Below are 23,604 nucleotides of genomic sequence, written 5' to 3'. Positions count from 1 at the left end.
CCTCTACGACGACACCCCGGTGAGGACCGCGCCTTGACGACTCCGCACGCCTTCCCCTTGGAGCCCACCCCGATCCACGTGGCCGACGAGGTCCTCGACGACCTGCGCGCCCGCCTCGCGACGACCCGCCCGCCGCTGGACGAGGGCAACGACGACTGGTCCTACGGTGTCCCGGCCGGCTATCTCACCGAACTGGTCGCGTACTGGCGCGACGCCTACGACTGGCGCAAGGCCGAGACCGCGATCAACGCCTACGAGCACTACCAGGTGAACGTCGCCGGAGTCCCCGTGCACTTCCTGCGCAAACCCGGCCGCGGCCCCCGCCCGATCCCGTTGATCCTCACCCACGGCTGGCCGTGGACGTTCTGGCACTGGTCCAAGGTGGTCGACCCGCTGGCCGACCCGGCCGCGTTCGGAGGTGACCCGGACGACGCGTTCGACGTCATCGTGCCGTCGCTGCCCGGCTTCGGGTTCCCCGGTCCGCTCACCGGCTTCCCGGACGTCAACTTCTGGAAGGTCGCCGACCTCTGGCACACCCTGATGACCGAGACCCTCGGCTACCGGAAGTACGCCGCCGCGGGCTGCGACATCGGCGGAATCGTATCCAGCCAGCTCGGCCACAAGTACGCCGACGAGCTGTACGGCATCCACATCGGCTCCGGCCTGCCGCTCGACTTCTTCACCGGCCCCCGCGCCTGGGACTTCGCCCGCAACCGGCCCCTCACCGACGACCTGCCCGCCGACGTCCGCGCCCGCGTCATCGAGATGGACCACCGCTGGGCGCCCCACCTCGCCGTGCACATGCTCGACGGCGCCACCCTGGCCCACGGGCTGAGCGACTCACCCGCCGGACTGCTCGCCTGGCTACTGGAACGCTGGAACGCCTGGAGCGACAACGGCGGCGACGTCGAGTCCGTCTTCACCAAGGACGACCTGCTCACCCACGCCACGATCTACTGGGTGAACAACTCCATCGCCACGTCGATGCGCTACTACGCCAACGCCAACCGCTACCCCTGGTCCCCCGCCCACGACCGCACGCCGGTCGTGCACGCCCCGGTCGGCCTCACCTTCGTCACCTACGAGAACCCTCCCGGCATCCACACCGCGCAGGAGCGCGTCCGGGCGTTCGAGACCGGCCCGCAGGCCGCCTGGTTCAACCACGTCAACGTCAACGCTCATGACCACGGCGGCCACTTCATCCCCTGGGAGAACCCCGAGGGCTGGGTGACCGACCTGCGCCGCACGTTCCACGACCGCCGCGACTGACCCGGAAGGGCAGCCGGACGGGCAGCAGGCACGGCACCTCACGCCGCCCGGAACGCGGGCCGTTCAGTACAGCCGGTTGGTTCCAATAGCGCCATGAGGCGTTGGGCGCAGGACTCCGTTGCGATCGCGGCCCAGACGACAGCACCGGCGACCGTGCACCCCCTGCACCGGCTCCAGTCGGCCGCCGGGAACAGGGCCGTGCAACGCCTCGTCGCCAAGCTGCCCAGGAAACCGCCCCCGGAGCGGGAGGCCGAGGAGAGGGTGACGCTGCTGGCGCTGTCCGGGCAGGTGGCGAGGCTGCGCGAGGGCAACCCCGACTCCGTCAAGCTGGCGGCGGTGCTCGAGTACCAGGAGAAGATCAGCGCACTGCTGGAGGCTCCTGACCGCAAGGCCATCAACGAACTGATAGGCGAGGTCAAGCGCACGTTCCCGAACCGCCCGAAGGAGAAGGGCGTTCGGGCGCAGTCGCTGTCGCGCCGGGAGCGGGCGGCGCTGAAGAGCGAGTTCCCGCAGGCCCAGCAGATGATCGCGAGCGCCCGGAACGGCACGATCGACGCGCTGTTCGGCAAGGACACCGCACGCCGGAAGGGCGAGATCCGCGCCGAGGTCAAGGCCGGACTGTCCAAGATCGGCGGCTACCTCCGCGGCCTGGAGCAGCAGGCGTCCAAGCGGGTCAAGGTGGACCGCAACGGCGGCGGCACGCACCTGTCCGGCACCGGGGCGACCGCGATGCTGGTGCTCGCGAGCAACTTCCCCGACCGCGACGACGTCGCCAGGACGCTCATCCACGAGGCCTCGCACGGCTGCGAACTGCTCACCCTCGACTACGCCTACTCCGGCACGTCCTACTTCCTGCGGCTGCCGTCGCTCATCGCGCTGAAGAACGCCGACAGCTACGCCTTCGCCTGCGACCGCGCGGCATTCGACGCCCTGCCGCGACCGAAGACCGGCAAGCGGAAACTGGCCGAAGCGACCCGCGCCGTCGAGCGCGCGTCGTTCATGGCTTCGGCGAACTGGAAGCACGTCAGCTGGATGCTGCGCGTCTACCACTCGGGCCAGGACTCGAACGCGGTCAAGCGCGAGCACGCCACCGAGCACGGCGCACGCCTGGGGTTTCACCACAAGGGCTTCATCCCGCTGCGGGTCGAACACCTCGCCGTGCTGCGCGACTTCTTCCACCTGGCCGGCCGCCACCTGAACTCCGGCTACCGGCTGAAGTTCCGCGAGGACGCCCTGGACATCGCGACGGAAGGGATGCTGCCCATCACGGTGCCCGGCTTCGCGGAGCACCGCGACGTGGGCGAGGCGTCCGACGCCGTGCTGGGGGCGGTGGCGGCGAGCAGGGGCCTGCCGGACGCGCTCCAGGTCGTCCAGGAGTCCAGCGACCTGTTCGAGCGTTACCTGTCATGCGGGCCAGTGCGCTGGGCTTCAGTCCGGTGGTGAAGGCCCGCGTGGGAGGCCGGCTGCGGCCGAGGGTGCTCTAAGCCGGGGGGTTCTGCTGCTCGATGTACTGCCGTAGCCCGGAGATCGGGGCGCCGCCGACCTAACCGGCGAAGTACGAGCCGGACCAGAGCCGTTGTGCCCGGCAGTAGTGCGGGCGAGTTCGGGAAACTCTTGCCGCATCCTGCGGGAGAAGACGCCTTTGAGGGAGTTGACCAGCTTTGAGATCGCGATCTTGGGCGGGAAGTTCACCAGCAGGTGTATGTGGTTGTTCTCGCCGTTGAACTCGACCAGTTCGGTCTCGAAGTCGGCGCACACCGCCCGTGCGCGAAAACGCAGTGCCTGCCAGTACGGACACCAGCAAGATCTGTCATGAGGCCAACCGAATAGGCTGGTGCGGGTGCAGCTGCGTTACAACTTCCGCGTCTATCCGACGCCGGCTCAGCAGCATGCGCTGGCGCGGGCGTTCGGGTGTGCGCGGGTGGTGTTCAACGATGGTCTGCGTGCCCGGCAGGACGCCTATGCCGCCGGGCTGCCTCGCATTTCGGACGGGGAGTTGTCCAAGCAGGTCATCACGCTGGCCAAGGCGACGCCGCAGCGGGCGTGGCTGGGTGAGGTGTCGGCGGTGGTGTTGCAGCAGGCGCTGGCGGATCTGAACACCGCGTACCGCAACTTCTTCGCCTCGGTCACGGGTGAACGCAAGGGCCGCAAGGTCGCCCCGCCCCGGTTCCGGTCCCGTAAGGACAATCGGCAGGCTGTCCGGTTCACCCGCAACGCCCGGTTCGCGGTGCTGGGCAACGGGCGGTTGCGGTTGCCGAAGATCGGTGACCTGGACGTGCGCTGGTCGCGTGGCCTGCCCTGCGAACCGTCTTCGGTGACGATCGTGAAGGACGCGGCCGGGCGGTACTTCGCCTCGTTCGTCGTCACGACGAAGCCCGACGAGACGCTGCCGGCGGCCGAGTCCGAGGTCGGCATCGATCTGGGCCTGACGCATTTCGCGGTGCTCTCGGACGGTACGAAGGTGGCCGCGCCGAGGTTCCTGCGCCAGGCGGCACGCAGGCTGGCGCGGTTGCAGAAGTCGCTGAGCCGCAAGGTCAAGGGCTCGAACAACCGCAAGAAAGCTGTGATCAAGCTCGCCCGCGCGCACGCGAAGGTGGCCGACACGCGACGGGACTGGCAGCACAAGCTGTCCACGGCGATCATCCGCGACAACCAAGCGGTGTACGTCGAGGACCTGTGCGTGACCGGTCTGGGCCGTACCAGGCTCGCGAAGTCCGTGCACGATGCCGGGTGGGCCGGTTTCATCGGCATGCTGCGGTACAAGGCGGATCGGTACGGGCGTGTCTTCGCCCAGGTCGACAGGTGGCTGCCGACCTCGCAGACCTGTTCGGAGTGCGGGCGGATCGACGGGCCGAAACCGCTGTCCGTGCGGTCGTGGACGTGCCCGTGCGGCAGCGTCCACGACCGGGACGTCAACGCCGCGAGGAACGTGTTGGCCGCCGGGCAGGCGGACAACTCAAACGACCGTGGAGCACGGGTAAGACCAGCATCCGTGCTGGCACCGCGCCGCGAAGCGGTAACCCACTCAGACGCCGCGCGATCCACGCGCAGCGTGGAGAGAATCTCCGCCCTTTAGCTTTAGGACGGAGAGGATGTCAATACCTCAGCGACCACTCTCGGCGGAGGCGACGACCATGTGGACCATGTTCACCGAGGGCGAGCCGGAGGGTTGATCAGGTCACCGCTGCCGGGCCGACTGGGTGAGCCGGTCCGCGAGTGCCACGACGAGGTCGCGGAGCTCGTCCGGCTGTTCGACGACGAACGGCAGATCCAGCGACGCGAGGACGCCGGGCAGCCAGTCGAGCCGTTCCACCCGCAGCGTGACGCGGGACCAGTCCGCGGTGCCCGGCTCCACGACCGCGACGCTCGCGGGCAGCCGGGTGCGGATCTGCTCGGCGGTCCCCCGGATCCGCAGGGACACCTCGTGCCGGTGCGGAGCGGTGGCGAGTCCGGTCAGCACCCGCTGCGCCGGGTCGAGTCCGTCGGGCGGGTCGAACGAGCCGGGCAGGGTCCTGGCGCTCGCGATGCGGTCCAGCCGGAACGTCCGGTCCTCGCCGATCGCGGGATCGGCGCCCGTCACGTACCACCGGCCCGAATGGGCGACGAGCCCGTACGGGTGCAGCGTGCGTTCGCTGTGCCGCCCGTCGGCGGCGGTGTACCGGATCGAGACCGGCCGGTGGTGGCTCACCGCGTCGGCGATCGAGAGCAGGACCGAGGCCTGCGGGGCTGAGGGCTCGCCGGCCGGGGCGGTGAAGGCCGTGGAGCCGAGCACGGCGTCGAGCCTGCGACCGAGCCGTTCGGGCAGCACCCGCCGGATCTTCGCCGCCGCCGTCTCGCTCGCCGCGCCGGTGGCCGTCGTCAGGCCTGCTCGGCGCCCCGCGACCAGGCCGAGCAGCACGGCGAGCGCCTCGTCGTCGCTCAGCATCAGCGGAGGCATGCGGTACCCGGAGGCGAGCCGGTAGCCGCCATAGCGGCCGCGCACCGACTCGACGGGCACGTCGAGGTCGAGGAGGTGGTCGGCGTACCGCCGGACCGTGCGCTCGTCGACGCCGAGCCGGTCGGCGAGCTCGGCCACGGTCCGGACACCTCCGGACTGCAGGAGTTCCAGCAGCGCGAGCACGCGAGCGATGGGCCGGGGCACGCCGGAAAGTATTCCGCAAATACCGGGCGAGTTCTGTCCGGTATTGCTCCTAACGTGCGGTCATCAGCACCGAACGACCAGGAGAGAACCCCGTGGACTTCGTCTCGATCCGCATCATCACCGGCGACATCGCGCGCCTCGTCGGCTTCTACGAGCGCGCGACCGGAGTGCCGGCGAACTGGGCCACCGAGGACTTCGCCGAGATCAGGACCGCGACCGCCACCCTGGCGATCGGCAGCACCCGCACCGTCGGCCTGTTCGGACCCGGCTCCGCCGAGCCGGGCGTCAACCGCAGCGTCATCATCGAGTTCCTCGTCGACGACGTGGACGCCGTGCACCGCAACCTCGCCGGTCTCGTGGAGGACTTCGTCACCGAACCCACCACGATGCCGTGGGGCAACCGCGCGCTGCTGTTCCGCGACCCCGACGGCAACCTCGTCAACTTCTTCACCCCGGTCACCCCGGCCGCCATCGAGAAGTTCGCCCGCTGAGGTTCGTCCGGTCAGGTCAGGCCGCGGGCCACGCCCGGAGCAAGGAGTCGAGTGCGTCCAGCGCACGAATCCAGGACGCCTCGACTCCGCGCGGGTGGCTGTGGAACGCCCCGGCGCGTTCCAGCGAGACGTACCCGTGGAACGTGCTGTGCAGCAGCCGCACGGCGTCGGTCTGGTCCGGTTCCCACAGGTCGTAGCCGCGCAGGATCGCGCGGATCATCTCGGCGTACTTGCCGGCCGCGCTGGTCGCCGCCGTGTCCGGGTCCAGCGCCATCTGCGTCGCCGAGTAACGGCCGGGGTGCTCACGCGCGTAACGCCGGTACGCGCCGGCGAACGCCACCAGGGCGTCCTTGCCCGAACGGCCACCGATCGCCTCGGCCACCTGGTCCGCAAGCTCGGCGAGGGCCAGGACGGCGAGGCGGACGCGCAGGTCCTGGGCGTTGCGGATGTGCGAGTAGAGCGAGGCGTCCTTCACGCCGAAGTGGCGGGCCAGCGCGGACACCGTCACGTTCTCGAACCCGACCTCGTCCGCCAGGTCCGCCGCCGCCTGCGTGAGGCGGTCGGCCGTGAGGCCCGCGCGTGCCATCGATCACCCTTCCTAAGGCTCATAATAATTTGCCTAGGACCTCTAGGAAAGCCTAGCGTTCCTGGTCATGAAGCCGCTGACCGAACCCGACATCCGCGCGTCCTTCGTCAATTCCACCAAGGGCGAGGCGAAGCGCATGCACGTGCCCAGGGACCTGGGCGAGCGGAAGTGGGACGACCTCGACTTCCTCGGCTGGACCGACCCGGCCGCACCCGACCGCTCGTACCTGGTGATCGAGCTGGACGGGCGGCTCGTCGGCATCGCGTTGCGGCGGGCGACGCAGGCCGGGCACGCGCGCAAGATGATGTGCGCGTGGTGCCTCACCACGCATTCCGGTGATGGCGTGTCGTTGATGACCGCGCGGAAGGCCGGGAAGTCCGGGCAACTGGGCAACTCGGTCGGCGCCTACGTGTGCGCCGACCTGGCGTGCTCGCTGTACCTGCGCGGGAGGAAGAGCGCCGGGCCGGGGTCGCGGTTCAAGGAGTCGATCACGCTCGACGAGCAGGTCGAGCGGCTCGTGACCGGTGTCCGTGCGTTCCTCGGCCGGGTGAGCTCGTAGGCGTCAGAGCTCCAGCACCAGCTCGGCCGAGCACGCGCGGGCGCAGGGCCACGGGTCGCCGCACTCGGTGCAGCCGGTGGTCGCGGGCAGGTGCGTGTCGAGCACCTGGACCGCTCTTGTTCGGTAGCGCTCCAGATCGGACTCCCAGCTGTGGCGGGATCCCGCGGTCGCACTCGTCATGGTCATCAGTCCTCGGGTCGAGGTTTGTCGCACACCAGCATGCACCCGTCAGTGTCCGATTGGGCGCCGATTTCGCGAATCCCGACGATCGTCGGGTTGAGCGGCATCAGGACTGTGTGGACGAACCGTGGTGACCAGGACGCTGGAGACGGGCTGGTCACCACGGCTCAGTAGCCGGTCGTCACGCGGTGGGCGCGTAGCTGGCCGCTCCGGCGAGTTGCTCGAGGTCGGCGCGCAGGTGGCCGAGCGCGCTGCGGTAGAGCTGCGGACCGACCGACACGCGGGCGACACCAGCTGCACGCAGGTCCTCCAACGACCCGCCCGGCAACGGCAGACCGGCGTTCACCGGGGCACCGACCTCGGTGACGACCGCGCGGAGGTCGTCCGCACCAGCCCCCGGCACGAACACGCAGTCCGCGCCGGCCGCCCAGTACACCCGCGCCCTGCTGATGGCATCGGCCAGCCTCCGCTCGCCGGTGAACGGCGAGGCGGTGAAGAACGAGTCGACGCGGGCGTTGATGACCAGCGGCACCCCTATCCGGTTCGCGGCCGCCCGCATTTCGCCGAGATAGGCGGCCCGCACGTCCGGGGCGACCAGGCCGCCGTTCGCGTGGTCGGTGTCCTCGATGTTGCAGCCGGCGGCGCCGATCCCGGTGAGCAGCTCGACCAGCTCGCCGGGAGCCAGTCCGTACCCGGCTTCGGCGTCGATCGTGACAGGAACGTCGACCGATGCCACGATGCGCGCGGCGATGAACATCATCTCGTCCCTCGGCGCGCCCTCACCGTCGTCGTGACCGAGTGCAGCGGCGATCGCGTTGCTCGCCGTCGCGACCACCGGGAACCCCGCGTCGACGACAGCGCGGGCGCTGGCGACGTCCCACGCGTTCGCCAGCACGAGGGGATCTCCCGGAACGTGCAGCGAACGCAGAAGATCGGCCTTGTCAGCCTGATCGGACATCACGCTCTCCTTGATCATCGGTGGCGTCACCACGGGTCAGGCAGACCCTGCCCGGTGGTGATCAGGCTGCGCAAGCTGCCGTTGACGTAGTGCGACCACCCCGCGGAGCAGGCGTCGAAGCACTCGACGTCCGGCACCAGGCCGACGTGGGTGAACCTCAGCTCGGCGCCGTCACCCGCGGGGACGATGTCGAACACGATCTCGCTGCCGGTCCACTCGGCCGGTTCGGAGACGAAGGACAGGTCGCTGTCCGTGACCTGCCAGACCACGCGGCGGCCCGGCTCCAGTGCGGTCACGCGCTGACGGCTGTAGTGCTGAGGGGGATGCCGGTAGGTGAACTCGGCACCCACCTCGTCCGCGAGCCCCTCGATCTCTCCCGTCCACCAGGCGCGGACGTCCAGGACGGCGGCGAAGACCTCGTCCGGTGACTTCTCGACCGCGTACGAGGTGGAGTAGCTGCGCTCGGTGCGCGGTACCTGCGTCGTCATGAGTGATCCTGTCCTGTCTTCTGGTCGGTCCTGTCGCGCTGGATCCGCTCGGCGATCCGCTTGATCCGCTGCAACCGGGCGTCCCAGGTCGCGCCGACCATGGACAGCTGGGCGACCGCGCGGGCCAGTTGCGCCTCGTCCACCTCGTAGCGGCGTTCACGTCCGGCCGGCGTCGCGTGCACCAGGCCGACGCGGTCGAGCACACCGAGGTGCTTGGCGACCGCCTGCCGGGTGACCGGGAGCTGCTCGCTCAGCGTGGTCGCGGTGCCGCCCTCGCCGCTCAGCAGCAGGTCGAGCATCCGGCGGCGGGTCGGGTCGCCGACCGCGGACCACAGGTCGTCGTCGATCGCGGTGCTCACGGCCGCGCCACCAGGCTGTTGGCGCGCGCGACGAGACGCGGGAGGAAGTGGTCCCAGCCGCGCACGTGGTCGCTGTAGGCCTGCTCCAGCACGGCGGCCTCCCAGCCACGCTCGCGGAAGCCGCTTTCCTTGAAGCGCAGCACCGTGCCGTCACCGGACGGCAGGAGGTCGATGGTGACGAGCAGCGAGTTACCCGGTGCCGCCGACTCGCCCTGGTCGTACACCCAGCGGAACGCGAACCGGCGAGGCGGATCAGCCTCCACGACGGTGAGGTGCTCGACCTTCACGTCCGGCGAGGCCGGGTCGCCGAAGGAGATCCGGCCGGTGCCACCGGGCACCGCGTCGAGCTCGGCGTCGTCGGGCCACCACTCGCGCAGGTGCTCGGGAGAGCTGACCACCTCGTAGACCACCTCGGGGGTGGCGTCGATGCGCAGCTCGCGTTCGATACTTCCGTGTTCCATGCTGCTCTCCTGACTCAAGTGCAACCATCGGTTGCACTTGAAGCTAGCCGCAGATCCCAGTTGGCGCAACCTTCGGTTGCGCACCGGCTGGCGATGTCAAGAGGTTTGGTCCTCGATACAGTTCGCGCATGGACGGCGTACGGAACGAAACGAGCGGCGTGGTCATCCAGGTCCGGCAGCTCCACGGTGGCCGATTCCTGCTCCCGGACCTCGTGCCCGACGAGACTCCTCTGGTGGTCACGCCCACGCTGACGTGGACAAAAGAGCGGTACGGCATGCACTCCGTGGTCTACACGCCGATCGAGGCAGTGACGGGGACCGGGAACATGCTCGAGTTCCCGCACGGCGACGAGCCACCGGACAACACCCGCCTGAAGCTGCTGGTGGAAGGCACCCGCCCGCAGGCGGTCGTGCTGACCGATCTCACCATCGCGGTCACCGCTCGCCGTCCCGCCGCACCCGCCGGAGGCATCGAGCTGTTCTCTCCGCAGCTGTTCTACAAACTCGAGCCCAAGTGGTTCCGCGCCGACCTGAGCGCGCGCAGCAGCGTCTCCGTCGTCCCGAACCGGGCACACAGCGAGAGCGCCGAGTTCCCGTACGTCGTGCACCACGCCGAGCCCGAGCACTTCGTGGTGGACCTCGAACTCGGCGGGCAGGACGTCGAGTGGCTGGCCGAGTTGCACTGGACCAGCGCGGGGAAGTCCGGCGTGCTGCAGATCAGCGACCGCGGAGCACCGTTCCTGAGCCGTCCCCCCGGCGGACGGCCTCGCTACGACTGGGACTTCGACACCAAGCGGTGGCGGCTGGTCAGCCGGCCTTGACCTGACGTGGCAACCGCGTCCATCGGTGGGTCGCGGGCGATGATGGAAGGCACGTGGAACGACGCCGGAATGAGCTGAACCGGCTACGCCGCTCGCGTGATCGCCGCCGCGAACAGCCTCGCCTGCCGCGACCACTTCGCCACCGCCGCCGCCGAGGGCGCCCAGGTCATGCGGTCGCTGTCACGGCGAGCATCCTCGACCCGCCGCTGCTGCCGGACGCGCCGCGGCCCCGGCAGGACCTCGACGACGAGTGGGACGACTCGGTCACCTCGCCGTGGGACCAGTCCTGACCATGCGCAGCAAGCCTGACCACTGGTGGGTCGTGAGCGGGAGTTCGACGGAGGGCGACTTGCTGTCCCGGATACCGACGCCGCGGCCCACCTCGACGCAGTTGCCGTCGTTAGCGCTGTAACTACTCTTGCGCCACCTGCTCATCACGAGCCTCCTCACCGATGATGTCAGTGATCAGCTTCCTGGTTTGCGCCTCGTCCAACGCCGTCCGTCCGAGTGACTTGACGACGTTCTCGTAGAGCTCGACAGAAGGCTGATCTTCGAGGAAGACGTTAGCGCCGTGACTCTCCAAGTAGACGATGGGTGGGATCTTCTTGAAGTTGAGGACGTCGAAGTCCCCGGCAAGGCCCGCGTGCGGGCCCACCGTCGTCGGAATCAAGCGAATTGTGAGGTAGGGACGCACAGAGAGGCGGAGCAGGTGATGGCGTTGTTCAGCCATCACAGCGGCATCACCGACTGGAAGCCGGAGTGCGTGTTCGTGCATGAAGATGGTGATCGTGCGGTGGCCGTCGAGAACCGACTGCTGTCGCTCCAGCCGGGTGCGGACCACAGCCGGGACGTCCTTCACGTTCACCGCCGAGTTGGCCAGGTAGAAGGTGTAGTCGGGCACCTGCAGGAGGCCATGAACCACGTTCATCGACCAACTGGTGATGTCTGACGCGATCTTCTCGTGTTCTCGCAGGGTGCGAGCCCGATCTGGCACACCGGAACCGGTCGGCTGCAACCAATCCCTGATGTGCGCGTCGTGGTGCAGGGCCATCAGGTGGTCGCACTCGGCGGGCGGTGTGCGCAGCAGTCCCAGCAGCTTGGCGAGGTCGACGTCGCTCACGCCTTCCTTGCCGTTGACCAGTTCGGAGACCTTCGCCTCCTGCCAGCCCAACAGGTCGGCGGCGGCTCGGTTCGTCAGGCCCGCCGCCCGCAGCAGCGCCCGGATCGCGTCGCCGAACTCGCGGCCGCGCACCGTTGATCTCCGCAAAGGCATGCGGGACAAGGTAGAGCCGCGCTTCCGTTTGGCTCCACCCATTCCGCGAAGGTCAACCTGAAAGCATGTTGTTTGGCGGTCTTCCAAACCTCACGGGCCGGGCGCCACGGCACGACGGACGCTGTCGCGCAGGAACTCCCGGCGGCGTTCGTGGACCTCGGCGGGTTCGCCGGCGGTGGCCGCGTAGACGTTGCTGACCGGCGACCACGCCATCGACATCGCGATGACCATGGCCATCAGGTCGAACGGGTCGCCGGCGCGCACCAGACCGGCCTCCTGCGCCTCGGTGATGGCGCGCAGCTTGTTCGCGTCGAGCCGGTCGGTCTCGGCGACCAGGTGGCCGGTGGGGCGTCGTTCGAGGCGGGCCCACGTGGCGAGCCGGATGAGGTCGGGGTTGCGCAGGTACTCGTCGTAGAGGCGGACCGCCCAGTCCGCCAGGTCGGTGGCGTCGATGGGGACGACGTTGACGATCCGTTCCAGCGAGCCGAAGAAGATCGCGTCGAACAGCCCGTCCTTGTTGCCGAAGTAGGCGTAGAGCTGGGCTTTGTTCGTGCGCGCCGCGGCGACGACCCGTTCGATGCGGGCTCCGGCGATGCCGTGTTCGGCGAACTCGCGGGTCGCGACGTCGATGATGCGCTGCCGGGTGGCGGCGCCCCGGGCGGTCAGCTGCTGGTCGGACATGGGAAAACTGTACGACAGACCAGTCGGTTTACTTTCCGGTCGAACACGCCTAGCCTCGAAATAGACCGAACAGTCTGTTTGAAGGAGCGTCATGCGAAGCACCACCGGTTGGCAGGCCGACGGCCCCGGGAAGATGCGCGAGGTGGAGATCTCCCGGCGTGACCTGCGCCGCGACGACATCGCGGTACGCGTGGACTTCTGCGGGGTCTGCCACACCGACCTGCACGCCGTGCACGCGCACAACGGTGACGATGTGCTGGTACCTGGTCACGAGTTCACCGGCGCGGTCACGAAGATCGGCCCGGACGTGACCGGGTTCGCGGTCGGAGATCCGGTTGCGGTCGGCAACATCGTTGACTCGTGCGGCGCGTGCTCGATGTGCGCGGCGGGCCAGGAGAACTTCTGCCGTGAGTTCCCCACGCTCACCTACGGCGGCACGGATCGCCACGACGGAACTACGACGCTGGGCGGTTTCTCCCGCGAATACGTCGTGCGGGAGAGGTTCGCCTATCCCCTGCCGCCTGGGCTGGACCCGGCTGCCGCGGCGCCGTTGCTGTGCGCGGGGATCACCGTGTGGGAACCGTTGCGTGCCCTGGGCGTGGGTCCGGGAACGCGCGTCGCGGTGGCCGGGCTGGGAGGGCTGGGCCACCTCGCGGTCAAGTTCGCCGCGGCCCTGGGCGCCGAGGTGTCGGTGGTGAGCCGGTCGGCGGAACGCGCGGCCGACGCGGTGCGGCTCGGTGCGCGCGACATCGTCGTCTCCACCGACTCGGACAGCACGGCCGCCGCCCGCGACCGGTTCGACGTCCTGATCGACACGATCCCCGTGCCCCACGACCTCGGCCCGTACCTGCGTCTGGTGGCCGTCGACGGGACGCTCAGCCAGGTCGGCTACCTCGGCTCCATCACGGTGGAGACGATGGACCTGCTCCTCGGTCGCAAGAAGCTGAGCTCCGGGGGCAGCGGCGGCCTTCCCGCCACCGCCGCCATGCTGGAGTTCTGCGCCACCCACGGCATCACCGCCGACGTCGAGACCCTCCCGTCGGCCCGCGTGACCGAGGCCCTCGACCGGCTCGGCCGCGGTGACGTCCGCTACCGCTTCGTTCTCGACCTGTCGGACCTCGGCTGACGTGATCAGGCGCCGGTCTGCGCTCGCAGGCCGGCCCAGAAATCGGACAGCACGCGGGCCACCCGCGCCGGTTCCTGGAGCATCCACCAGTGACCGAGACCGTCGAGGTCGACGGCGCGAGCGCCGGCACGCCGGGCGGCGCGGTGACGCAGGGCCGCGCTGCCGACCGTCAGGTCCTCGATCGCGACCGGAACAAGACCAGGCCTGGCAGCGGCTCTGGGCAGATCATGGCCGCGCTCGGCCAGAGTCTCCCGGGGCACGGACCGGTACAGCGCGAGGATGGCCCTGCCCATCTCCGGGCCCTGGCCCAGTGCCACCTCGCGGGCCACCGGTTCGGGGATCCCCCAGCCGACCATGCGTGCCGCCCGCTGGCCGACGTCGCCGGAGAAGAGCTCCTCGACGTGGCGCTCCCCGTCGCCCGGCGTCTGCCAGAGCCTCGCGATGTCGTGCCAGCGGAAGTCCGCCTCGTAACCGCCGATGGTGTCGCTGACCCAGCTGCGGATCAGATCGGGACGGGCCATCGCCACCTCCAGGATGAACCCACCGCCGAAGTCGTGGCCCACGACGTCCACGGGCTCATCGAAGCGGGACAGCTCGTCGATGAGCCAGTCGCGGTAGTCGTCGAACGTGGCCCCGAACTCCTCGGGAAGTGGCGCACCGAAGCCGGGAGGCGAGAGCGGAACCATCTCCCGCGGCTGGGACTCGGACAGTTCGTGAATCAGCGGCGTCCACACCGCGGAAGTCACCGGCACACCGTTGACGAAAACAATGGTCATACGACAACAACAGCAGTGGTGGGTAACGACCGTCCAAGACCTGTTCCGCACATCGTTATGCAGTATCGGTATGACAAGTACGCTGCGGACATGGTTCCCGACCTGGACCTGCGGCTGGTCCGATACTTCGCGGTCGTCGCCGACCAGCTGAACTTCACCCGCGCGGCCGAGGAGCTCCGGGTCGCCCAGCCCTCCCTGAGCCGTCAGATCCAACGGCTCGAGAACAGCCTCGGCGTACGCCTGCTGGAACGCACCACCCAGGGCACCCGGCTCACCGCCGCCGGCGCGGCGTTCCTGCCGCAGGCACAGCAACTGCTGCACGCCGCCGAACAGGCGGTGCTCACCGCGCAGGCCGCGGCGCCGGCCCGCACGATCACCATCGGGCACGCCGACGACCTGATCATCACGCCCGCCGTGCGCGACCTGCGCCACCGCCATCCCGACGTCCACGTCCGCACCCGCCACATCGGCTCGCAGGACGCCCGCGTCCTGCTCGACCAGCAGGTCGACGCCCTGGTCATCCGCACACCGCTGCCGATCCCGGCCGACGACCTCGACCTGACGGTGCTCTACGCCGAACCCAGGGTCGTGCTCGTGAGCGCATCGCACCGCTTCGCCGGCAAGGAGTCGGTCACCGCCGCCGACATCTGGGCGGAATCGCTCGTCGGCTGCACCGGCATGGGATCCGAGTGGACCGGGTTCTGGCGGCTCGAACCCCGTCCGGACGCCACACCGGCCCCGCTCGGCCCGACGCTCGCCGACACCTATGACGACAAGCTCGAAGCCATCGCCGGCGGGAGCGCCATCGCCGTCGTCCCGGCCGGCGACCGGCGGTACAGCCTTCGCCCCGACCTGGTCGCCGTTCCCGTCGACGAGATCGAGCCCGCCCAGGTCGTCGTTGCCATCCGGGCGGCCGACACCAACCTCCTCGTCGCGGAGTTCGTCAGATCCGCGGAGAACCTCCTCGTCACGTCGTCGCCACCGCGCTGAACCACTTGGAGCGCGGATCTCCGCCCCCGGTCGCCTGCGTGCGGCACATCCTTCGCGGTGACGACCCCGCAGTTTGCTCAGCTGTGCTAATTTTTGCTCATGCGAGCAAAGTCCGTGACCGAGCAGGCCCGCCGGGCGCAGATCGTCCAGGCGGCCATCGCCACGATCGCCGAGCTGGACTACGCGGAGACGTCGTTCCGGGCGATCGCGGCGCGGGCGGGCCTGAGCAGCACGGGGCTGATCTCGTACCACTTCAGGAACAAGCAGGAGCTCGTCGACGAGGTGTTCGCCGACATCCTGGCGCGGTTCGGGACGTTCGTGAACGAACGCATGGGCCAGGGCACGGCGAGGGAGGAGCTGCGGGCGTTCCTGCGCGCGAACATCGCGTTCCTCCGTGAGCACCGCGCCGACATGCTCGCGTTCCTGCGGATCAGGGCACACGCGGCGGTGACCGACGGGGGCGTCGCCGACTCCGATCACGTGGCACTCGCCGGCCTCCTCAGGCAGGGGCAGGTGGCCGGCGACTTCCGCGCGTTCGACCCGGACGTGATGGCGGTGTTCGTGCTCGCGATGCGCAACGGCGTCGTGCTGCGGTCCGGGGCACTCGATCTCGACGTCTGCGAACGGGAGCTGGTCGCGGCCGTCGAGCTGGCCACAAAGGGTTGATCATCATGCGTCGGGGGACGTTGTTGCTGGCCGCAATGCTGCTGGTGAGCGCGTGCGGGAAGGGGGATGCGGTGCCGCCGGACGTCGTCACGACCGACACCGGACAGGTCCGGGGCGAGGTGCGGAACGGGCACCTGCGGTTCCAGGGGATTCCTTACGCGGCCAAGCCGGAGCGGTGGAAGCCGCCGGTGCGCGCGGCCGCCTGGGGCGAGGTCAGGGACGCGCTGACTCCGGGCAGTCCGTGTCCGCAGGTCGGGTCCAGCTACTCGGAGACGACGAGCACGGACGAGGACTGCCTGTTCGCGAACGTCACCACGCCTTCGACGAATGGCCGCAAGCCGGTGCTGGTGTGGGTGCACGGCGACGGCGCGATCGGCGCCGGGCACTACTTCGACGCGGAACGCCTGGCACGGCAAGGCGATGTCGTCGTGGTGACCTTCAACTACCGGATGGGCGTGTTCGGCGGGTTCGGGTTGCCGGGCCTCCCGCACTCCGGTGAGTTCGGGTTGCTCGACCAGCGGGCCGCGCTGGAGTGGGTGCAGCGCAACATCGCCGCGTTCGGCGGGGATCCGGGCAACGTGACGCTGTTCGGGGTGTCGTTCGGCGCGACGGCTGTCAGCGCTCACCTCATCGGGCGGAAACCGTTGTTCCACAAGGCGATCATGCACAGCTCGTTCACGTTGGTGGACGTGCCGAAGGGTGCCTGGTACCCGGACCTGGAGGCACTCCCCTCGCTCGCGTGGCGGCCGGTGCCGGAGATCCAGGAGATCGGCACGATGGTCGCCGGCGAGCTGGGCTGCGCGGACGTCGAGTGCCTGCGGGCACTGCCGGTGGAGAAGCTGCTCGGCCACCCACAGATCATGAACATCTTCCAGCCGGTCGGGTACGGCGGCGAACTGCTGCCGAAGCTGCCCGGCGAGTCCTTGGCGGCCGGCGAGTACGCGAACGTGCCGATGCTCGTCGGGGCGACCCGCGACGAGCACAACAGCTTCGTCGGACTGTTCCGGCCCGGCCCGATGTCCGCGGAGGACTACTCACGGCTGCTGCGGGAGGCGTTCCCCGATCGCGCGGCCGAGATCGAGCGCGAGTACCTGGCCAGTGCCTACGCGTCGCCGAAGCAGGCTTGGGCCACGGTGCTGACGGATCGCGTGTGGGCGCGAGCGACGTTCCGGCAGAACACGTTGTACGCGCAGAAGGCACCCGTCTACGCGTTCGAGTTCGCGGACCGCAACGCCGCGACGAGCCCGGAGTTCCCGAAGGAGCTGCACGGCGCGAACCACTCATCCGACATCGACTACCTGTTCCCGGACGCCTCCTTCAGCAAGGACCGCGGGCTGTCCGACCACATGATCAAGGCGTGGACGGACTTCGCCCGCACCGGAACGCCGGGGTGGCCGCGGTTCTCCGAGGGGCAGTACGTGCAGTCGCTGGCTCCGGGTGCGATCGGTCCGGTCGACTACGCGGGCATCCACAAGTTGGCGTTCTGGGAGTAGGCGAGTGAGCGGGTCGGGTTGGTCAGCACCACGACCGCCCCGTGGGCGTGAACGCCGACCTTCAGCGGAGTGTGATTCCGATCATCGCTACCCTGGAGGTGTGCCCGGCACCCGCAGCTCGCGAACCCGCGCGTATCTCGCGCGGGTGTTCGCCGTGCTCGCGCTGGTGGCCGGGGTGGCGATGATGCAGGGCACCCCCTGCGAGACCGAGTTCGCCTGGACCGCGCAGTGCCCCACGTCGGCCACGTCCGCGATCGCCTACGTGGCTGATGACGTGGACGACGGTTCGTCGTTGCTCGAAGGCATCCTCGTCGCGGGCTGTTGTCTCGTGGTGGCGCTCGCGGTGCTGATCGGGTTCGCCCTGCTGCGGCGGTCTCGCTCGATCCCGGTGCCGCTGGTGCGCCTGCCTGCTGTTCTGTCTCCCCCTTCACGTCGGCTGGAAGTGCGGCTGACGCAGCTCTGCGTGCTGCGCGCCTAGACCGAACCCGTCGTTCGGTCCTCTTCCCTTCGCCTCACGTGGAGTTCTGCCATGTCGAAAAACGCTCGTCTGTCCCTGGTCATCGTCGGTGTCGTCGCAGTGGTGATCGCCGGCTTCCTCCTGTTCAGCCGCAACGACACCACCGCGGCACCCCCGTCGGCCGACGGCAGGGTGACCGTCGTCGAGTACCTCGACCTCGAGTGCCCGGCCTGCCGCGCCGCCTACTCCGGTGTGGAGAGGCTGAGGTCCGAGTACGGCGACCGGGTGACGTTCGACGTGCGCCACTTCCCGATTCCCAGCCACCGCAACTCCGAGCTCGCCGCCGTCGCGGTCGAGGCCGCGGGAGCGCAGGGCAAGCGGGACGAGATGTTCGGGCTGTTGTTCGACTCGCAGCAGGAGTGGGCCGGGCAGCAGACCTCGCAGCGCGCGGCGTTCGACGGGTTCGCGCAGCAGCTCGGGCTCGACCAGGCCGCTTTCGAGAAGGCGCTGGACGACCCCGCGCTGCGCGAGAAGGTGCTCGCCCAGCGGTCGGAGGGCAGCGAGGCCGGCGTGCAGGGCACGCCGACGTTCTTCATCAACGGCACCAAGTTCTCCGGCGCTCCGTCCTACGCCAACCTGAAGGCCGCGATCGACAAGGTGCTCTCGTGAACCGTCTGGTCGCATGGGTGCTCGCGGTCGGCGGGTTCGTCGGCCTGGTCGCCTCGTTCGTGCTGACGATCGAGAAGATCGCGCTGCTCAAAGACCCGTTCTACGTGCCGACGTGCAGCATCAACCCGGTGCTGAGCTGCGGCTCGGTCATGAAGACCGCCCAGGCCGACGTGTTCGGGTTCCCCAACCCGTTGCTCGGCATCGCCGGGTTCGCGGTGGTCACGACGATCGGCGTGCTCCTGCTCGCCGGGGTGCCGCTGCCGTCGTGGGTGTGGATCGGGCTGCAGGTCGGGGTCACGTTCGGCGTGCTGTTCGTGCACTGGCTGATCTTCCAGTCGCTGTACGAGATCGGCGCGTTGTGCCCGTACTGCATGGTCGTGTGGGCGGTGACGATCCCGATCTTCTGGTACACGACGCTGCGCAACATCCGGCCGGGGTTCCAGTACCACAGCGTCGTGCTGATCCTGTGGTACCTGCTGATCATCGCCGGTGTGCTGCAGGCGTTCTGGTTCTACTGGTCGTCGCTGGTCTGACCGAGCACCTCGCGCAGACCGGCGATCCCGGTGAAGTGGTGGCCGCGCATCCCGACCTCACGCGCGGCCACCACGTTCTCCTGCCTGTCGTCGACGAACAGGATGTCGCCGTCCCCGAGCCGGTCGCGGCACCACTCGAACGCCTTGCGTTCCGGTTTGGCGGCGCCGATGCGGCAGGAGAACGCGCGCACCTCGAACAGGTCGAGCCACGCGTGCGCGCGTTCGAGGTTCCGGGCGTGGTCCTCGGGGATGTTGGACAGCAACGCGATGCGGCGGCCGGCGTTGTGCAGCTCGTGCAGCAGCGCCACCATCTCGTAGTCGACGCGGCTCCAGCTGGCGACGTCCTGCTCCACGAGCGGCGGGTGCCCGACGAGCCGCCAGTACTCCTCGGCCGTGACGTCGCCGCGGTCGTAGCCGGGGCGGTGGGCCCAGTACGCCTCCCAGAACGACGGGTCGACGCTCATCGTGTCCATGACCTCCCGTGACTGGTCGCGGGCGATCACGCCGAACATGTCGAACAGCACGATCATGCCGTCACCACCGGCACGCCCGCGGCCGTCAGCCCCGCGTCGCCGTCCGCGTCGGTGACCACGGCGTCCAGCGAGGACACCGGGGCGACGAACGCCAGCGCGGTGCGGGTCAGCTTCGAGGCGTCGACGGCGGCGATCACGCGCCGGGCCGAGGCGATGGCGGCTCGTTTCACCGAGGCGTCCTCCAGGTCGAAAGCGGTCATTCCGTGCTCGGCCGACAGGCCGCAGCAGCCGATCACCGCGGTGTCGAAGCGCAGGGCCTGCAGCGAGGCCAGGGTCAGCGGTCCGGTCAGGGCCAGCTCGCCGGGACGGGGGCGGCCGCCGGGCACCAGCAGCGTGAGCGTCGACGACGAAGACAGCGCGTTCATGGAATGCAGCGACAACGGCATGACGGTCACGCGTCTGTCGTGCAGCAGGCGGGCCACTTCGAGACACGTGGTGCCGCTGTCCAGCACGACCGACTCGCCGTCCGCGATCAGGGCGGCCACGGCGGCGGCGATGCGCCGCTTCGCGTCCATGTTCTCGTCCGAACGCAACGCGAACGGGGGTTCCTCGCCCCGCAACAGCAGGCTGCGGGCGCCGCCGCGAAAGCGTTCCAGGACGCCCTGCGCGGCCAGGACCTCCAGGTCACGGCGGATCGTCATCTCGGAGGCACCGGTCAGCAGCGCCAGGTCCGCCACACCGAGCGAACCGGCGTCGCGGACCGCCTCGGTGATCTGCTTCAGTCGGGACACGACCGTGATTGAACATCAGTGATGTTCGAAACTCAATCTTTCGAACATGCGAACCGTTCGTTAGCGTGTCCGTGTGAACGCTCTCAAGGCCGCGCGGGTGGCCACCTTCACCTACTTCGGCCTCAACGGCTTCCTGCTCGGGCTGTGGCTCGTGCACATCCCCACGGTCGAGGACCGCACGGGCATCACCCACGCCGAGCTCGGCCGGTTGCTGCTCCTGCTCGGGCTCGGGGCGTTCGTCGGCATGCGGATCGGCGGCAAGATCACCGACCGCCTGGGCGTGAAGCTGATCACGCCGATCGCCGGTGTCGTGTGCAGCGTGACGGCCTTCCTGCCCGGTGTGGCCGTCAACCAGTGGACGCTCGGTGCGGCACTGCTCATCTTCGGCGTCGGCAACGGCCTGATCGACGTCAGCATGAACGCGCACGCCGTGGTGGTGGAGCGGCACTACAACCGTCCCGTGATGTCGGCGTTCCACGCGACGTGGTCTCTCGGTGGTGTGGCGGCGGCGTTGACCGGCGCGCGCACGTTGAGCTGGGAGCTCTCCCCCGCCACGACGCTCGGCGCGGCCGCCGTGTTCGGCGTCGTCGTCAGCCTGGTGACCGCGCGGCTGCTGCTCGACGAGAAGGAGGAGCAGCACGCCACCGGGCAGACCGGCAAGCGCAAGGTGCCGCGCCGGATCTGGATCATGGCGGTGCTCGCCCTGCTGGTGATGCTGAGCGAGGGCGCGGCCAACGACTGGAGCGTGCTGCACCTGCAGGACATCCTCGACGCCTCGCCGCAGATCGCGGCGCTCGCCTACGGTGCGTTCGCCACGACGATGACCATCGGACGGCTGCTCGCGGACCGGGTCACCGCGAAGATCGGGCCGATGGCGGTGCTGCGCTGGGGCTCGGTGATCGGTGCGGCGGGCATCGCGACCGCGGCGCTGTCGCCGTGGATCTGGCTGGCCCTGGTGGGCTGGGCGATCGCCGGTATCGGCCTGTCGGGCACGGTTCCGCAGCTCTTCAGCGCGGCCGGGCACGCCGAACCCGGTGCGGCGGCCGCCAACGTCTCGCGCGTAGCCGGGCTCGGCTACCTCGGCGTGCTGGCCGGACCGGCGGTGATCGGCTGGCTGACCCACGTCGTGCCGCTCAACATCGCGTTCCTGCTGCCGGTGGCGTTGTGCCTGGTCGCGGCGCTGTCCGCTGGCGTGTTGCGGACCGAATCCGCCGAGGAGCGCGTCTCGGCGTAAGAATGCCCGCATGGATCTCGCCGAACTGGATCTCACCACCGCACACCTGGCCGACGCCTGCATCCGGTCCCACATCCCGGTCCGCACGGCGAGTCTCAAGCCGGTCGTCCCCGGCACGAAGACGTCCGGTCGCGTCCTGCCCGCCCGGCACGCGGGCAGCGTCGACGTCTTCCTGGAGGCGCTGGAACGCGGTCAGCCCGGCGACGTGCTGGTCGTCGACAACGGCGGCCGCACCGACGAGGCCTGCGTGGGTGACCTGGTCGTGCTCGAAGCACAGCAGGCCGGCCTCGCGGGCGTCGTGATCTGGGGGCTGCACCGCGACACCCAGGACATCCGGGCGATCGGGCTGCCCGTGTTCAGCCTCGGCGCGAACCCGACCGGTCCGCTGAGCCTGCGCGACCGTGCGCCCGAGGCTCTCTCGACGGCCGAGGTCGACCAGTGGACCGTCACGACCGACGACGTCGTGTTCGGCGACGACGACGGCGTTCTGTTCCTGCCGGCCTCCCACGTGGACTCGCTGGTCGCCAAGGCCACCAGCATCCGTGACGTCGAACGAGCGCAGGCGGACCGAGTGCGACAGGGTGAGTCCCTGCGCAGCCAGCTGCGGTTCAGCGAGTACCTGGCGAGCGGGCTCACGTTCCGCGAGCATCTGCGTGAGATCGGCGGCGCCGTCGAGGAGTGAGGTCATGATCTCTGCGAGGTACCGCGCCCGCGCGGACGCGTTCGAGGCGAAGGTCTCGGAGGTGCGCGCGGAGCAGTGGGGCAACCCGTCGCCGTGCGCCAGGTGGACGGCGCTCGAGGTCGTGGACCACGTCATAGAGATGCACGGCGTCATGCTCGGCGTGGCGATCCCCCGCACCGGCGACCCGCTCACGGACTTCCGCGAGGCCCGCCGCCAGGTGCAGGAGGCGCTCGACTCCGGCCGGGCGCGGGCCGAGGTCTCCACGCCGGCCGGCCCGATGACGCTGGAAGACCACGTCGACCAGGTCGTGAGCGATGACCTGGTGCTACACGGCTGGGACCTCGCCCGCGCCACCGGCCAGGACGAGACCATCCCCGCGGCGGACGTCGAACGCCTCTGGGCCACCGCGACGGCGGTGCCGCCCGAGCTGATGGAACGCTTCCGCACACCCGGCGCGTTCGGTCCCGGCATCGAGGTCTACGGCGCGGAGGTCCCGGTGCCGCCGGACGCCCCGCTGCAGGACCGGCTCCTCGGGTATGTGGGCCGGAACCCCGTGTCGAAAAATGTCTGAGCACGTCGACGGGTCAGTGCAAGGCGACCGCTGAAACCAGCCAAGAAGGAGCACGGCCATGGACTGGACCCTGGAAGTCGTCGTCATACCGGTGTCGGACCTCGACCGGGCGAAGCACTTCTATTCCGAGCAGCTCGGTTTCACCGTCGACCACGACACGACGTTCAACGAGGACACCCGCGTCCTGCAGCTCACGCCACCCGGCTCGGGCTGCTCGATCGTGCTGGGCAAGGGCATCGTCAAGGGCGAGCCCGGCTCGTTGAAGGGCGTGCAACTCGTTGTCTCCGACCTGGAGAAGGCCCGCGCGCAGCTCGTCGAACGCGGTGTCGAGGTCGGCGAGATCGTGCGCATGAACGAGGCGGACGGAGGGTCGTTCATCTTCTTCGACGACCCGGACGGCAACAGCTGGGCCGTGCAGGAGATCAAGGCCCGCGCTACCGGTGGGGAGTGGAAGTGAAGTACATGCTGGTCAGCTACGGCGGCAACCAGGAGGACTGGGAGGGCGTCGCCGCGTGGTCGGACGAGGACCTGCACCGCATGGTCGCCTACATGCGCGACCTGGACGCCGAACTGCGCGCGTCCGGTGAGCTGCTGCAGTCCGAGGGCCTGAGCGGGCCGGCGCGGGCGTTCGTGGTGCGGGGCGGCGACGACGGTCCGCTCGTGGTCGACGGGCCGTTCGCGGAGTCCAAGGAGGTCATCGCCGGGTACTGGGTGGTCGAGGTCGACAGCCGCGAACGGCTGCTCGAGATCGCCCACAAGGCCTCGGCGTGCCCCGGTCCGGGCGGGAAGCTGCTGAACCAGCCGATCGAGGTGCACCCGATCATGTCCGCGCCCGACGTGGACCCGGAAACCCTGGCGCCGTACAAGAAGTAGCCG

General features: G+C 69.4%; 33 protein-coding genes. 19 read left to right on the top strand and 14 right to left on the bottom strand.

Annotated features, from left to right (window positions below; genetic code table 11):
- The first annotated feature begins 33 nt into the window (after window positions 1-33).
- Both ACRSBM_RS17800 and ACRSBM_RS17795 read left to right on the top strand, forming a co-directional pair.
- Window positions 34-1,269 carry an epoxide hydrolase family protein gene (locus tag ACRSBM_RS17800; RefSeq protein ID WP_434444588.1) on the top strand — a complete coding sequence of 412 codons (1,236 nt, stop codon included), beginning with the start codon at window positions 34-36 and terminating at the stop codon, window positions 1,267-1,269.
- A gap of 93 nt (window positions 1,270-1,362) precedes the next feature.
- Complete coding sequence (locus ACRSBM_RS17795) at window positions 1,363-2,712, top strand: hypothetical protein (protein WP_434444586.1); 1,350 nt, start codon at window positions 1,363-1,365, stop codon at window positions 2,710-2,712.
- Here ACRSBM_RS17795 and tnpA read toward each other — a convergent pair.
- Window positions 2,698-3,027, bottom strand: coding sequence for an IS200/IS605 family transposase (tnpA, locus tag ACRSBM_RS17790; protein ID WP_434444585.1), 330 nt, complete (start codon window positions 3,025-3,027; stop codon window positions 2,698-2,700). The two genes, ACRSBM_RS17795 and tnpA, sit on opposite strands and share 15 nt — an antisense overlap.
- Window positions 3,028-3,109: 82 nt before the next feature.
- On the opposite strand from tnpA, the gene ACRSBM_RS17785 reads away from it, so the two are divergent.
- Window positions 3,110-4,345: an RNA-guided endonuclease InsQ/TnpB family protein gene (locus ACRSBM_RS17785; protein WP_434444584.1), complete on the top strand. Its 1,236-nt coding sequence runs from the start codon at window positions 3,110-3,112 to the stop codon at window positions 4,343-4,345.
- 102 nt (window positions 4,346-4,447) lie between these two features.
- On the opposite strand, the gene ACRSBM_RS17780 is transcribed toward ACRSBM_RS17785, so the two are convergent.
- The gene (locus tag ACRSBM_RS17780) at window positions 4,448-5,410 is read right to left on the bottom strand and encodes a helix-turn-helix transcriptional regulator (protein ID WP_434444583.1); all 963 of its coding nucleotides are present in this window, start codon (window positions 5,408-5,410) and stop codon (window positions 4,448-4,450) included.
- A gap of 92 nt (window positions 5,411-5,502) precedes the next feature.
- On the opposite strand from ACRSBM_RS17780, the gene ACRSBM_RS17775 reads away from it, so the two are divergent.
- Window positions 5,503-5,901 carry a VOC family protein gene (locus ACRSBM_RS17775; RefSeq protein ID WP_434444582.1) on the top strand — a complete coding sequence of 133 codons (399 nt, stop codon included), beginning with the start codon at window positions 5,503-5,505 and terminating at the stop codon, window positions 5,899-5,901.
- A 16-nt stretch (window positions 5,902-5,917) separates the two neighbouring features.
- Here ACRSBM_RS17775 and ACRSBM_RS17770 read toward each other — a convergent pair whose 3' ends face one another.
- Window positions 5,918-6,487, bottom strand: coding sequence for a TetR/AcrR family transcriptional regulator (locus ACRSBM_RS17770; protein WP_434444581.1), 570 nt, complete (start codon window positions 6,485-6,487; stop codon window positions 5,918-5,920).
- Between the two features lie 67 nt (window positions 6,488-6,554).
- Here ACRSBM_RS17770 and ACRSBM_RS17765 point away from each other — a divergent pair, with 67 nt between their 5' ends.
- Window positions 6,555-7,046 (top strand): FBP domain-containing protein, encoded by a 492-nt coding sequence (locus ACRSBM_RS17765; RefSeq protein WP_434444579.1) that lies wholly within the window; start codon window positions 6,555-6,557, stop codon window positions 7,044-7,046.
- 3 nt (window positions 7,047-7,049) lie between these two features.
- Here ACRSBM_RS17765 and ACRSBM_RS17760 read toward each other — a convergent pair whose 3' ends face one another.
- From ACRSBM_RS17760 to ACRSBM_RS17740, 5 genes are all read right to left on the bottom strand, one after another.
- On the bottom strand, window positions 7,050-7,226 hold the full coding sequence (locus ACRSBM_RS17760) for a hypothetical protein (RefSeq protein ID WP_434444577.1): 177 nt from the start codon (window positions 7,224-7,226) through the stop codon (window positions 7,050-7,052).
- Between the two features lie 181 nt (window positions 7,227-7,407).
- Window positions 7,408-8,184 (bottom strand): isocitrate lyase/PEP mutase family protein, encoded by a 777-nt coding sequence (locus ACRSBM_RS17755; RefSeq protein ID WP_434444575.1) that lies wholly within the window; start codon window positions 8,182-8,184, stop codon window positions 7,408-7,410.
- A gap of 26 nt (window positions 8,185-8,210) precedes the next feature.
- Window positions 8,211-8,672: an SRPBCC family protein gene (locus ACRSBM_RS17750; protein ID WP_434444574.1), complete on the bottom strand. Its 462-nt coding sequence runs from the start codon at window positions 8,670-8,672 to the stop codon at window positions 8,211-8,213.
- A complete protein-coding gene (locus ACRSBM_RS17745) occupies window positions 8,669-9,031 on the bottom strand; it encodes an ArsR/SmtB family transcription factor (protein WP_434444573.1) in 363 nt (120 codons plus the stop codon). The genes ACRSBM_RS17750 and ACRSBM_RS17745 overlap by 4 nt, the downstream gene beginning before the upstream one ends.
- Window positions 9,028-9,492 carry an SRPBCC domain-containing protein gene (locus ACRSBM_RS17740; protein WP_434444572.1) on the bottom strand — a complete coding sequence of 155 codons (465 nt, stop codon included), beginning with the start codon at window positions 9,490-9,492 and terminating at the stop codon, window positions 9,028-9,030. Before ACRSBM_RS17740 ends, ACRSBM_RS17745 begins: the two co-directional genes overlap by 4 nt.
- Window positions 9,493-9,620: 128 nt before the next feature.
- On the opposite strand from ACRSBM_RS17740, the gene ACRSBM_RS17735 reads away from it, so the two are divergent.
- Window positions 9,621-10,313 carry a hypothetical protein gene (locus tag ACRSBM_RS17735; protein WP_434444571.1) on the top strand — a complete coding sequence of 231 codons (693 nt, stop codon included), beginning with the start codon at window positions 9,621-9,623 and terminating at the stop codon, window positions 10,311-10,313.
- Between the two features lie 53 nt (window positions 10,314-10,366).
- Window positions 10,367-10,603: a hypothetical protein gene (locus tag ACRSBM_RS17730; RefSeq protein WP_434453509.1), complete on the top strand. Its 237-nt coding sequence runs from the start codon at window positions 10,367-10,369 to the stop codon at window positions 10,601-10,603.
- Here the strand turns inward: ACRSBM_RS17730 and ACRSBM_RS17725 are convergent.
- From ACRSBM_RS17725 to ACRSBM_RS17715, 3 genes are all read right to left on the bottom strand, one after another.
- Complete coding sequence (locus tag ACRSBM_RS17725) at window positions 10,578-10,748, bottom strand: DUF397 domain-containing protein (RefSeq protein WP_434444570.1); 171 nt, start codon at window positions 10,746-10,748, stop codon at window positions 10,578-10,580. The genes ACRSBM_RS17730 and ACRSBM_RS17725 overlap by 26 nt on opposite strands.
- A complete protein-coding gene (locus ACRSBM_RS17720; RefSeq protein WP_434444569.1) occupies window positions 10,726-11,565 on the bottom strand; it encodes a helix-turn-helix domain-containing protein in 840 nt (279 codons plus the stop codon). Before ACRSBM_RS17720 ends, ACRSBM_RS17725 begins: the two co-directional genes overlap by 23 nt.
- Before the next feature lie 111 nt (window positions 11,566-11,676).
- A complete protein-coding gene (locus ACRSBM_RS17715; RefSeq protein WP_434444567.1) occupies window positions 11,677-12,267 on the bottom strand; it encodes a TetR family transcriptional regulator in 591 nt (196 codons plus the stop codon).
- A gap of 91 nt (window positions 12,268-12,358) precedes the next feature.
- Between ACRSBM_RS17715 and ACRSBM_RS17710 the strand changes: the two genes are divergently transcribed.
- Window positions 12,359-13,393: an NAD(P)-dependent alcohol dehydrogenase gene (locus ACRSBM_RS17710; protein ID WP_434444566.1), complete on the top strand. Its 1,035-nt coding sequence runs from the start codon at window positions 12,359-12,361 to the stop codon at window positions 13,391-13,393.
- Window positions 13,394-13,398: 5 nt separating this feature from the next.
- Here the strand turns inward: ACRSBM_RS17710 and ACRSBM_RS17705 are convergent, their stop codons facing one another.
- Window positions 13,399-14,169: an alpha/beta fold hydrolase gene (locus ACRSBM_RS17705; protein WP_434444565.1), complete on the bottom strand. Its 771-nt coding sequence runs from the start codon at window positions 14,167-14,169 to the stop codon at window positions 13,399-13,401.
- A 90-nt stretch (window positions 14,170-14,259) separates the two neighbouring features.
- Between ACRSBM_RS17705 and ACRSBM_RS17700 the strand changes: the two genes are divergently transcribed.
- From ACRSBM_RS17700 to ACRSBM_RS17675, 6 genes are all read left to right on the top strand, one after another.
- Window positions 14,260-15,159, top strand: coding sequence for a LysR family transcriptional regulator (locus ACRSBM_RS17700; protein ID WP_434444564.1), 900 nt, complete (start codon window positions 14,260-14,262; stop codon window positions 15,157-15,159).
- A 99-nt stretch (window positions 15,160-15,258) separates the two neighbouring features.
- Window positions 15,259-15,825 (top strand): TetR/AcrR family transcriptional regulator, encoded by a 567-nt coding sequence (locus tag ACRSBM_RS17695; RefSeq protein ID WP_434444563.1) that lies wholly within the window; start codon window positions 15,259-15,261, stop codon window positions 15,823-15,825.
- A gap of 5 nt (window positions 15,826-15,830) precedes the next feature.
- The gene (locus ACRSBM_RS17690; RefSeq protein WP_434444562.1) at window positions 15,831-17,318 is read left to right on the top strand and encodes a carboxylesterase/lipase family protein; all 1,488 of its coding nucleotides are present in this window, start codon (window positions 15,831-15,833) and stop codon (window positions 17,316-17,318) included.
- A gap of 100 nt (window positions 17,319-17,418) precedes the next feature.
- Window positions 17,419-17,796: a hypothetical protein gene (locus tag ACRSBM_RS17685; RefSeq protein WP_434444560.1), complete on the top strand. Its 378-nt coding sequence runs from the start codon at window positions 17,419-17,421 to the stop codon at window positions 17,794-17,796.
- Between the two features lie 51 nt (window positions 17,797-17,847).
- Window positions 17,848-18,444, top strand: a complete 597-nt coding sequence (locus ACRSBM_RS17680; RefSeq protein ID WP_434444558.1) for a DsbA family protein — start codon at window positions 17,848-17,850, stop codon at window positions 18,442-18,444.
- A complete protein-coding gene (locus ACRSBM_RS17675; protein WP_434444556.1) occupies window positions 18,441-18,977 on the top strand; it encodes a vitamin K epoxide reductase family protein in 537 nt (178 codons plus the stop codon). Before ACRSBM_RS17680 ends, ACRSBM_RS17675 begins: the two co-directional genes overlap by 4 nt.
- On the opposite strand, the gene ACRSBM_RS17670 is transcribed toward ACRSBM_RS17675, so the two are convergent.
- Together ACRSBM_RS17670 and ACRSBM_RS17665 are read right to left on the bottom strand one after the other, a co-directional pair.
- Entirely contained in the window at window positions 18,956-19,507 is a 552-nt protein-coding gene (locus ACRSBM_RS17670) for an HAD family hydrolase (protein ID WP_434444554.1), read from the bottom strand. The two genes, ACRSBM_RS17675 and ACRSBM_RS17670, sit on opposite strands and share 22 nt — an antisense overlap.
- Window positions 19,504-20,241: a DeoR/GlpR family DNA-binding transcription regulator gene (locus ACRSBM_RS17665; protein ID WP_434444552.1), complete on the bottom strand. Its 738-nt coding sequence runs from the start codon at window positions 20,239-20,241 to the stop codon at window positions 19,504-19,506. Before ACRSBM_RS17665 ends, ACRSBM_RS17670 begins: the two co-directional genes overlap by 4 nt.
- Window positions 20,242-20,314: 73 nt before the next feature.
- On the opposite strand from ACRSBM_RS17665, the gene ACRSBM_RS17660 reads away from it, so the two are divergent.
- The 5 genes from ACRSBM_RS17660 to ACRSBM_RS17640 are packed head-to-tail and all read left to right on the top strand — an operon-like array spanning window position 20,315 to window position 23,601.
- Complete coding sequence (locus ACRSBM_RS17660; RefSeq protein ID WP_434444550.1) at window positions 20,315-21,475, top strand: MFS transporter; 1,161 nt, start codon at window positions 20,315-20,317, stop codon at window positions 21,473-21,475.
- Window positions 21,476-21,485: 10 nt separating this feature from the next.
- The gene (locus tag ACRSBM_RS17655) at window positions 21,486-22,157 is read left to right on the top strand and encodes an RraA family protein (protein ID WP_434444549.1); all 672 of its coding nucleotides are present in this window, start codon (window positions 21,486-21,488) and stop codon (window positions 22,155-22,157) included.
- A 4-nt stretch (window positions 22,158-22,161) separates the two neighbouring features.
- Window positions 22,162-22,728, top strand: coding sequence for a TIGR03086 family metal-binding protein (locus tag ACRSBM_RS17650; RefSeq protein WP_434444547.1), 567 nt, complete (start codon window positions 22,162-22,164; stop codon window positions 22,726-22,728).
- Between the two features lie 58 nt (window positions 22,729-22,786).
- Window positions 22,787-23,185 (top strand): VOC family protein, encoded by a 399-nt coding sequence (locus ACRSBM_RS17645; RefSeq protein WP_434444545.1) that lies wholly within the window; start codon window positions 22,787-22,789, stop codon window positions 23,183-23,185.
- 5 nt (window positions 23,186-23,190) lie between these two features.
- Window positions 23,191-23,601, top strand: coding sequence for a YciI family protein (locus tag ACRSBM_RS17640; protein ID WP_434453103.1), 411 nt, complete (start codon window positions 23,191-23,193; stop codon window positions 23,599-23,601).
- Window positions 23,602-23,604: the final 3 nt, after the last annotated feature.

The organism is Lentzea xerophila (assembly GCF_051094245.1).
GTDB classification, from domain to species: Bacteria; Actinomycetota; Actinomycetes; order Mycobacteriales; family Pseudonocardiaceae; genus Lentzea; species Lentzea xerophila.
Note: the sequence above shows the minus strand (reverse complement) of the source record. Positions and strands in the feature narration are given on the sequence as shown.

Bases quoted from the DNA above. Each gene is read 5' to 3' on its own strand.
- ACRSBM_RS17645 (WP_434444545.1), top strand. From the start codon at position 22,787: ATGGACTGGACCCTGGAAGTCGTCGTCATACCGGTGTCGGACCTCGAC.
- ACRSBM_RS17735 (WP_434444571.1), top strand. From the start codon at position 9,621: ATGGACGGCGTACGGAACGAAACGAGCGGCGTGGTCATCCAGGTCCGG.
- ACRSBM_RS17695 (WP_434444563.1), top strand. From the start codon at position 15,259: ATGCGAGCAAAGTCCGTGACCGAGCAGGCCCGCCGGGCGCAGATCGTC.
- ACRSBM_RS17725 (WP_434444570.1), bottom strand. From the start codon at position 10,748: ATGAGCAGGTGGCGCAAGAGTAGTTACAGCGCTAACGACGGCAACTGC.
- ACRSBM_RS17705 (WP_434444565.1), bottom strand. From the start codon at position 14,169: ATGACCATTGTTTTCGTCAACGGTGTGCCGGTGACTTCCGCGGTGTGG.
- ACRSBM_RS17750 (WP_434444574.1), bottom strand. From the start codon at position 8,672: ATGACGACGCAGGTACCGCGCACCGAGCGCAGCTACTCCACCTCGTAC.
- ACRSBM_RS17715 (WP_434444567.1), bottom strand. From the start codon at position 12,267: ATGTCCGACCAGCAGCTGACCGCCCGGGGCGCCGCCACCCGGCAGCGC.
- ACRSBM_RS17795 (WP_434444586.1), top strand. From the start codon at position 1,363: ATGAGGCGTTGGGCGCAGGACTCCGTTGCGATCGCGGCCCAGACGACA.
- ACRSBM_RS17770 (WP_434444581.1), bottom strand. From the start codon at position 6,487: ATGGCACGCGCGGGCCTCACGGCCGACCGCCTCACGCAGGCGGCGGCG.
- ACRSBM_RS17650 (WP_434444547.1), top strand. From the start codon at position 22,162: ATGATCTCTGCGAGGTACCGCGCCCGCGCGGACGCGTTCGAGGCGAAG.
- ACRSBM_RS17690 (WP_434444562.1), top strand. From the start codon at position 15,831: ATGCGTCGGGGGACGTTGTTGCTGGCCGCAATGCTGCTGGTGAGCGCG.
- ACRSBM_RS17760 (WP_434444577.1), bottom strand. From the start codon at position 7,226: ATGACGAGTGCGACCGCGGGATCCCGCCACAGCTGGGAGTCCGATCTG.
- ACRSBM_RS17710 (WP_434444566.1), top strand. From the start codon at position 12,359: ATGCGAAGCACCACCGGTTGGCAGGCCGACGGCCCCGGGAAGATGCGC.
- ACRSBM_RS17680 (WP_434444558.1), top strand. From the start codon at position 17,848: ATGTCGAAAAACGCTCGTCTGTCCCTGGTCATCGTCGGTGTCGTCGCA.
- ACRSBM_RS17655 (WP_434444549.1), top strand. From the start codon at position 21,486: ATGGATCTCGCCGAACTGGATCTCACCACCGCACACCTGGCCGACGCC.
- ACRSBM_RS17640 (WP_434453103.1), top strand. From the start codon at position 23,191: ATGCTGGTCAGCTACGGCGGCAACCAGGAGGACTGGGAGGGCGTCGCC.
- ACRSBM_RS17755 (WP_434444575.1), bottom strand. From the start codon at position 8,184: ATGTCCGATCAGGCTGACAAGGCCGATCTTCTGCGTTCGCTGCACGTT.
- ACRSBM_RS17700 (WP_434444564.1), top strand. From the start codon at position 14,260: ATGGTTCCCGACCTGGACCTGCGGCTGGTCCGATACTTCGCGGTCGTC.
- ACRSBM_RS17740 (WP_434444572.1), bottom strand. From the start codon at position 9,492: ATGGAACACGGAAGTATCGAACGCGAGCTGCGCATCGACGCCACCCCC.
- ACRSBM_RS17765 (WP_434444579.1), top strand. From the start codon at position 6,555: ATGAAGCCGCTGACCGAACCCGACATCCGCGCGTCCTTCGTCAATTCC.
- ACRSBM_RS17670 (WP_434444554.1), bottom strand. From the start codon at position 19,507: ATGATCGTGCTGTTCGACATGTTCGGCGTGATCGCCCGCGACCAGTCA.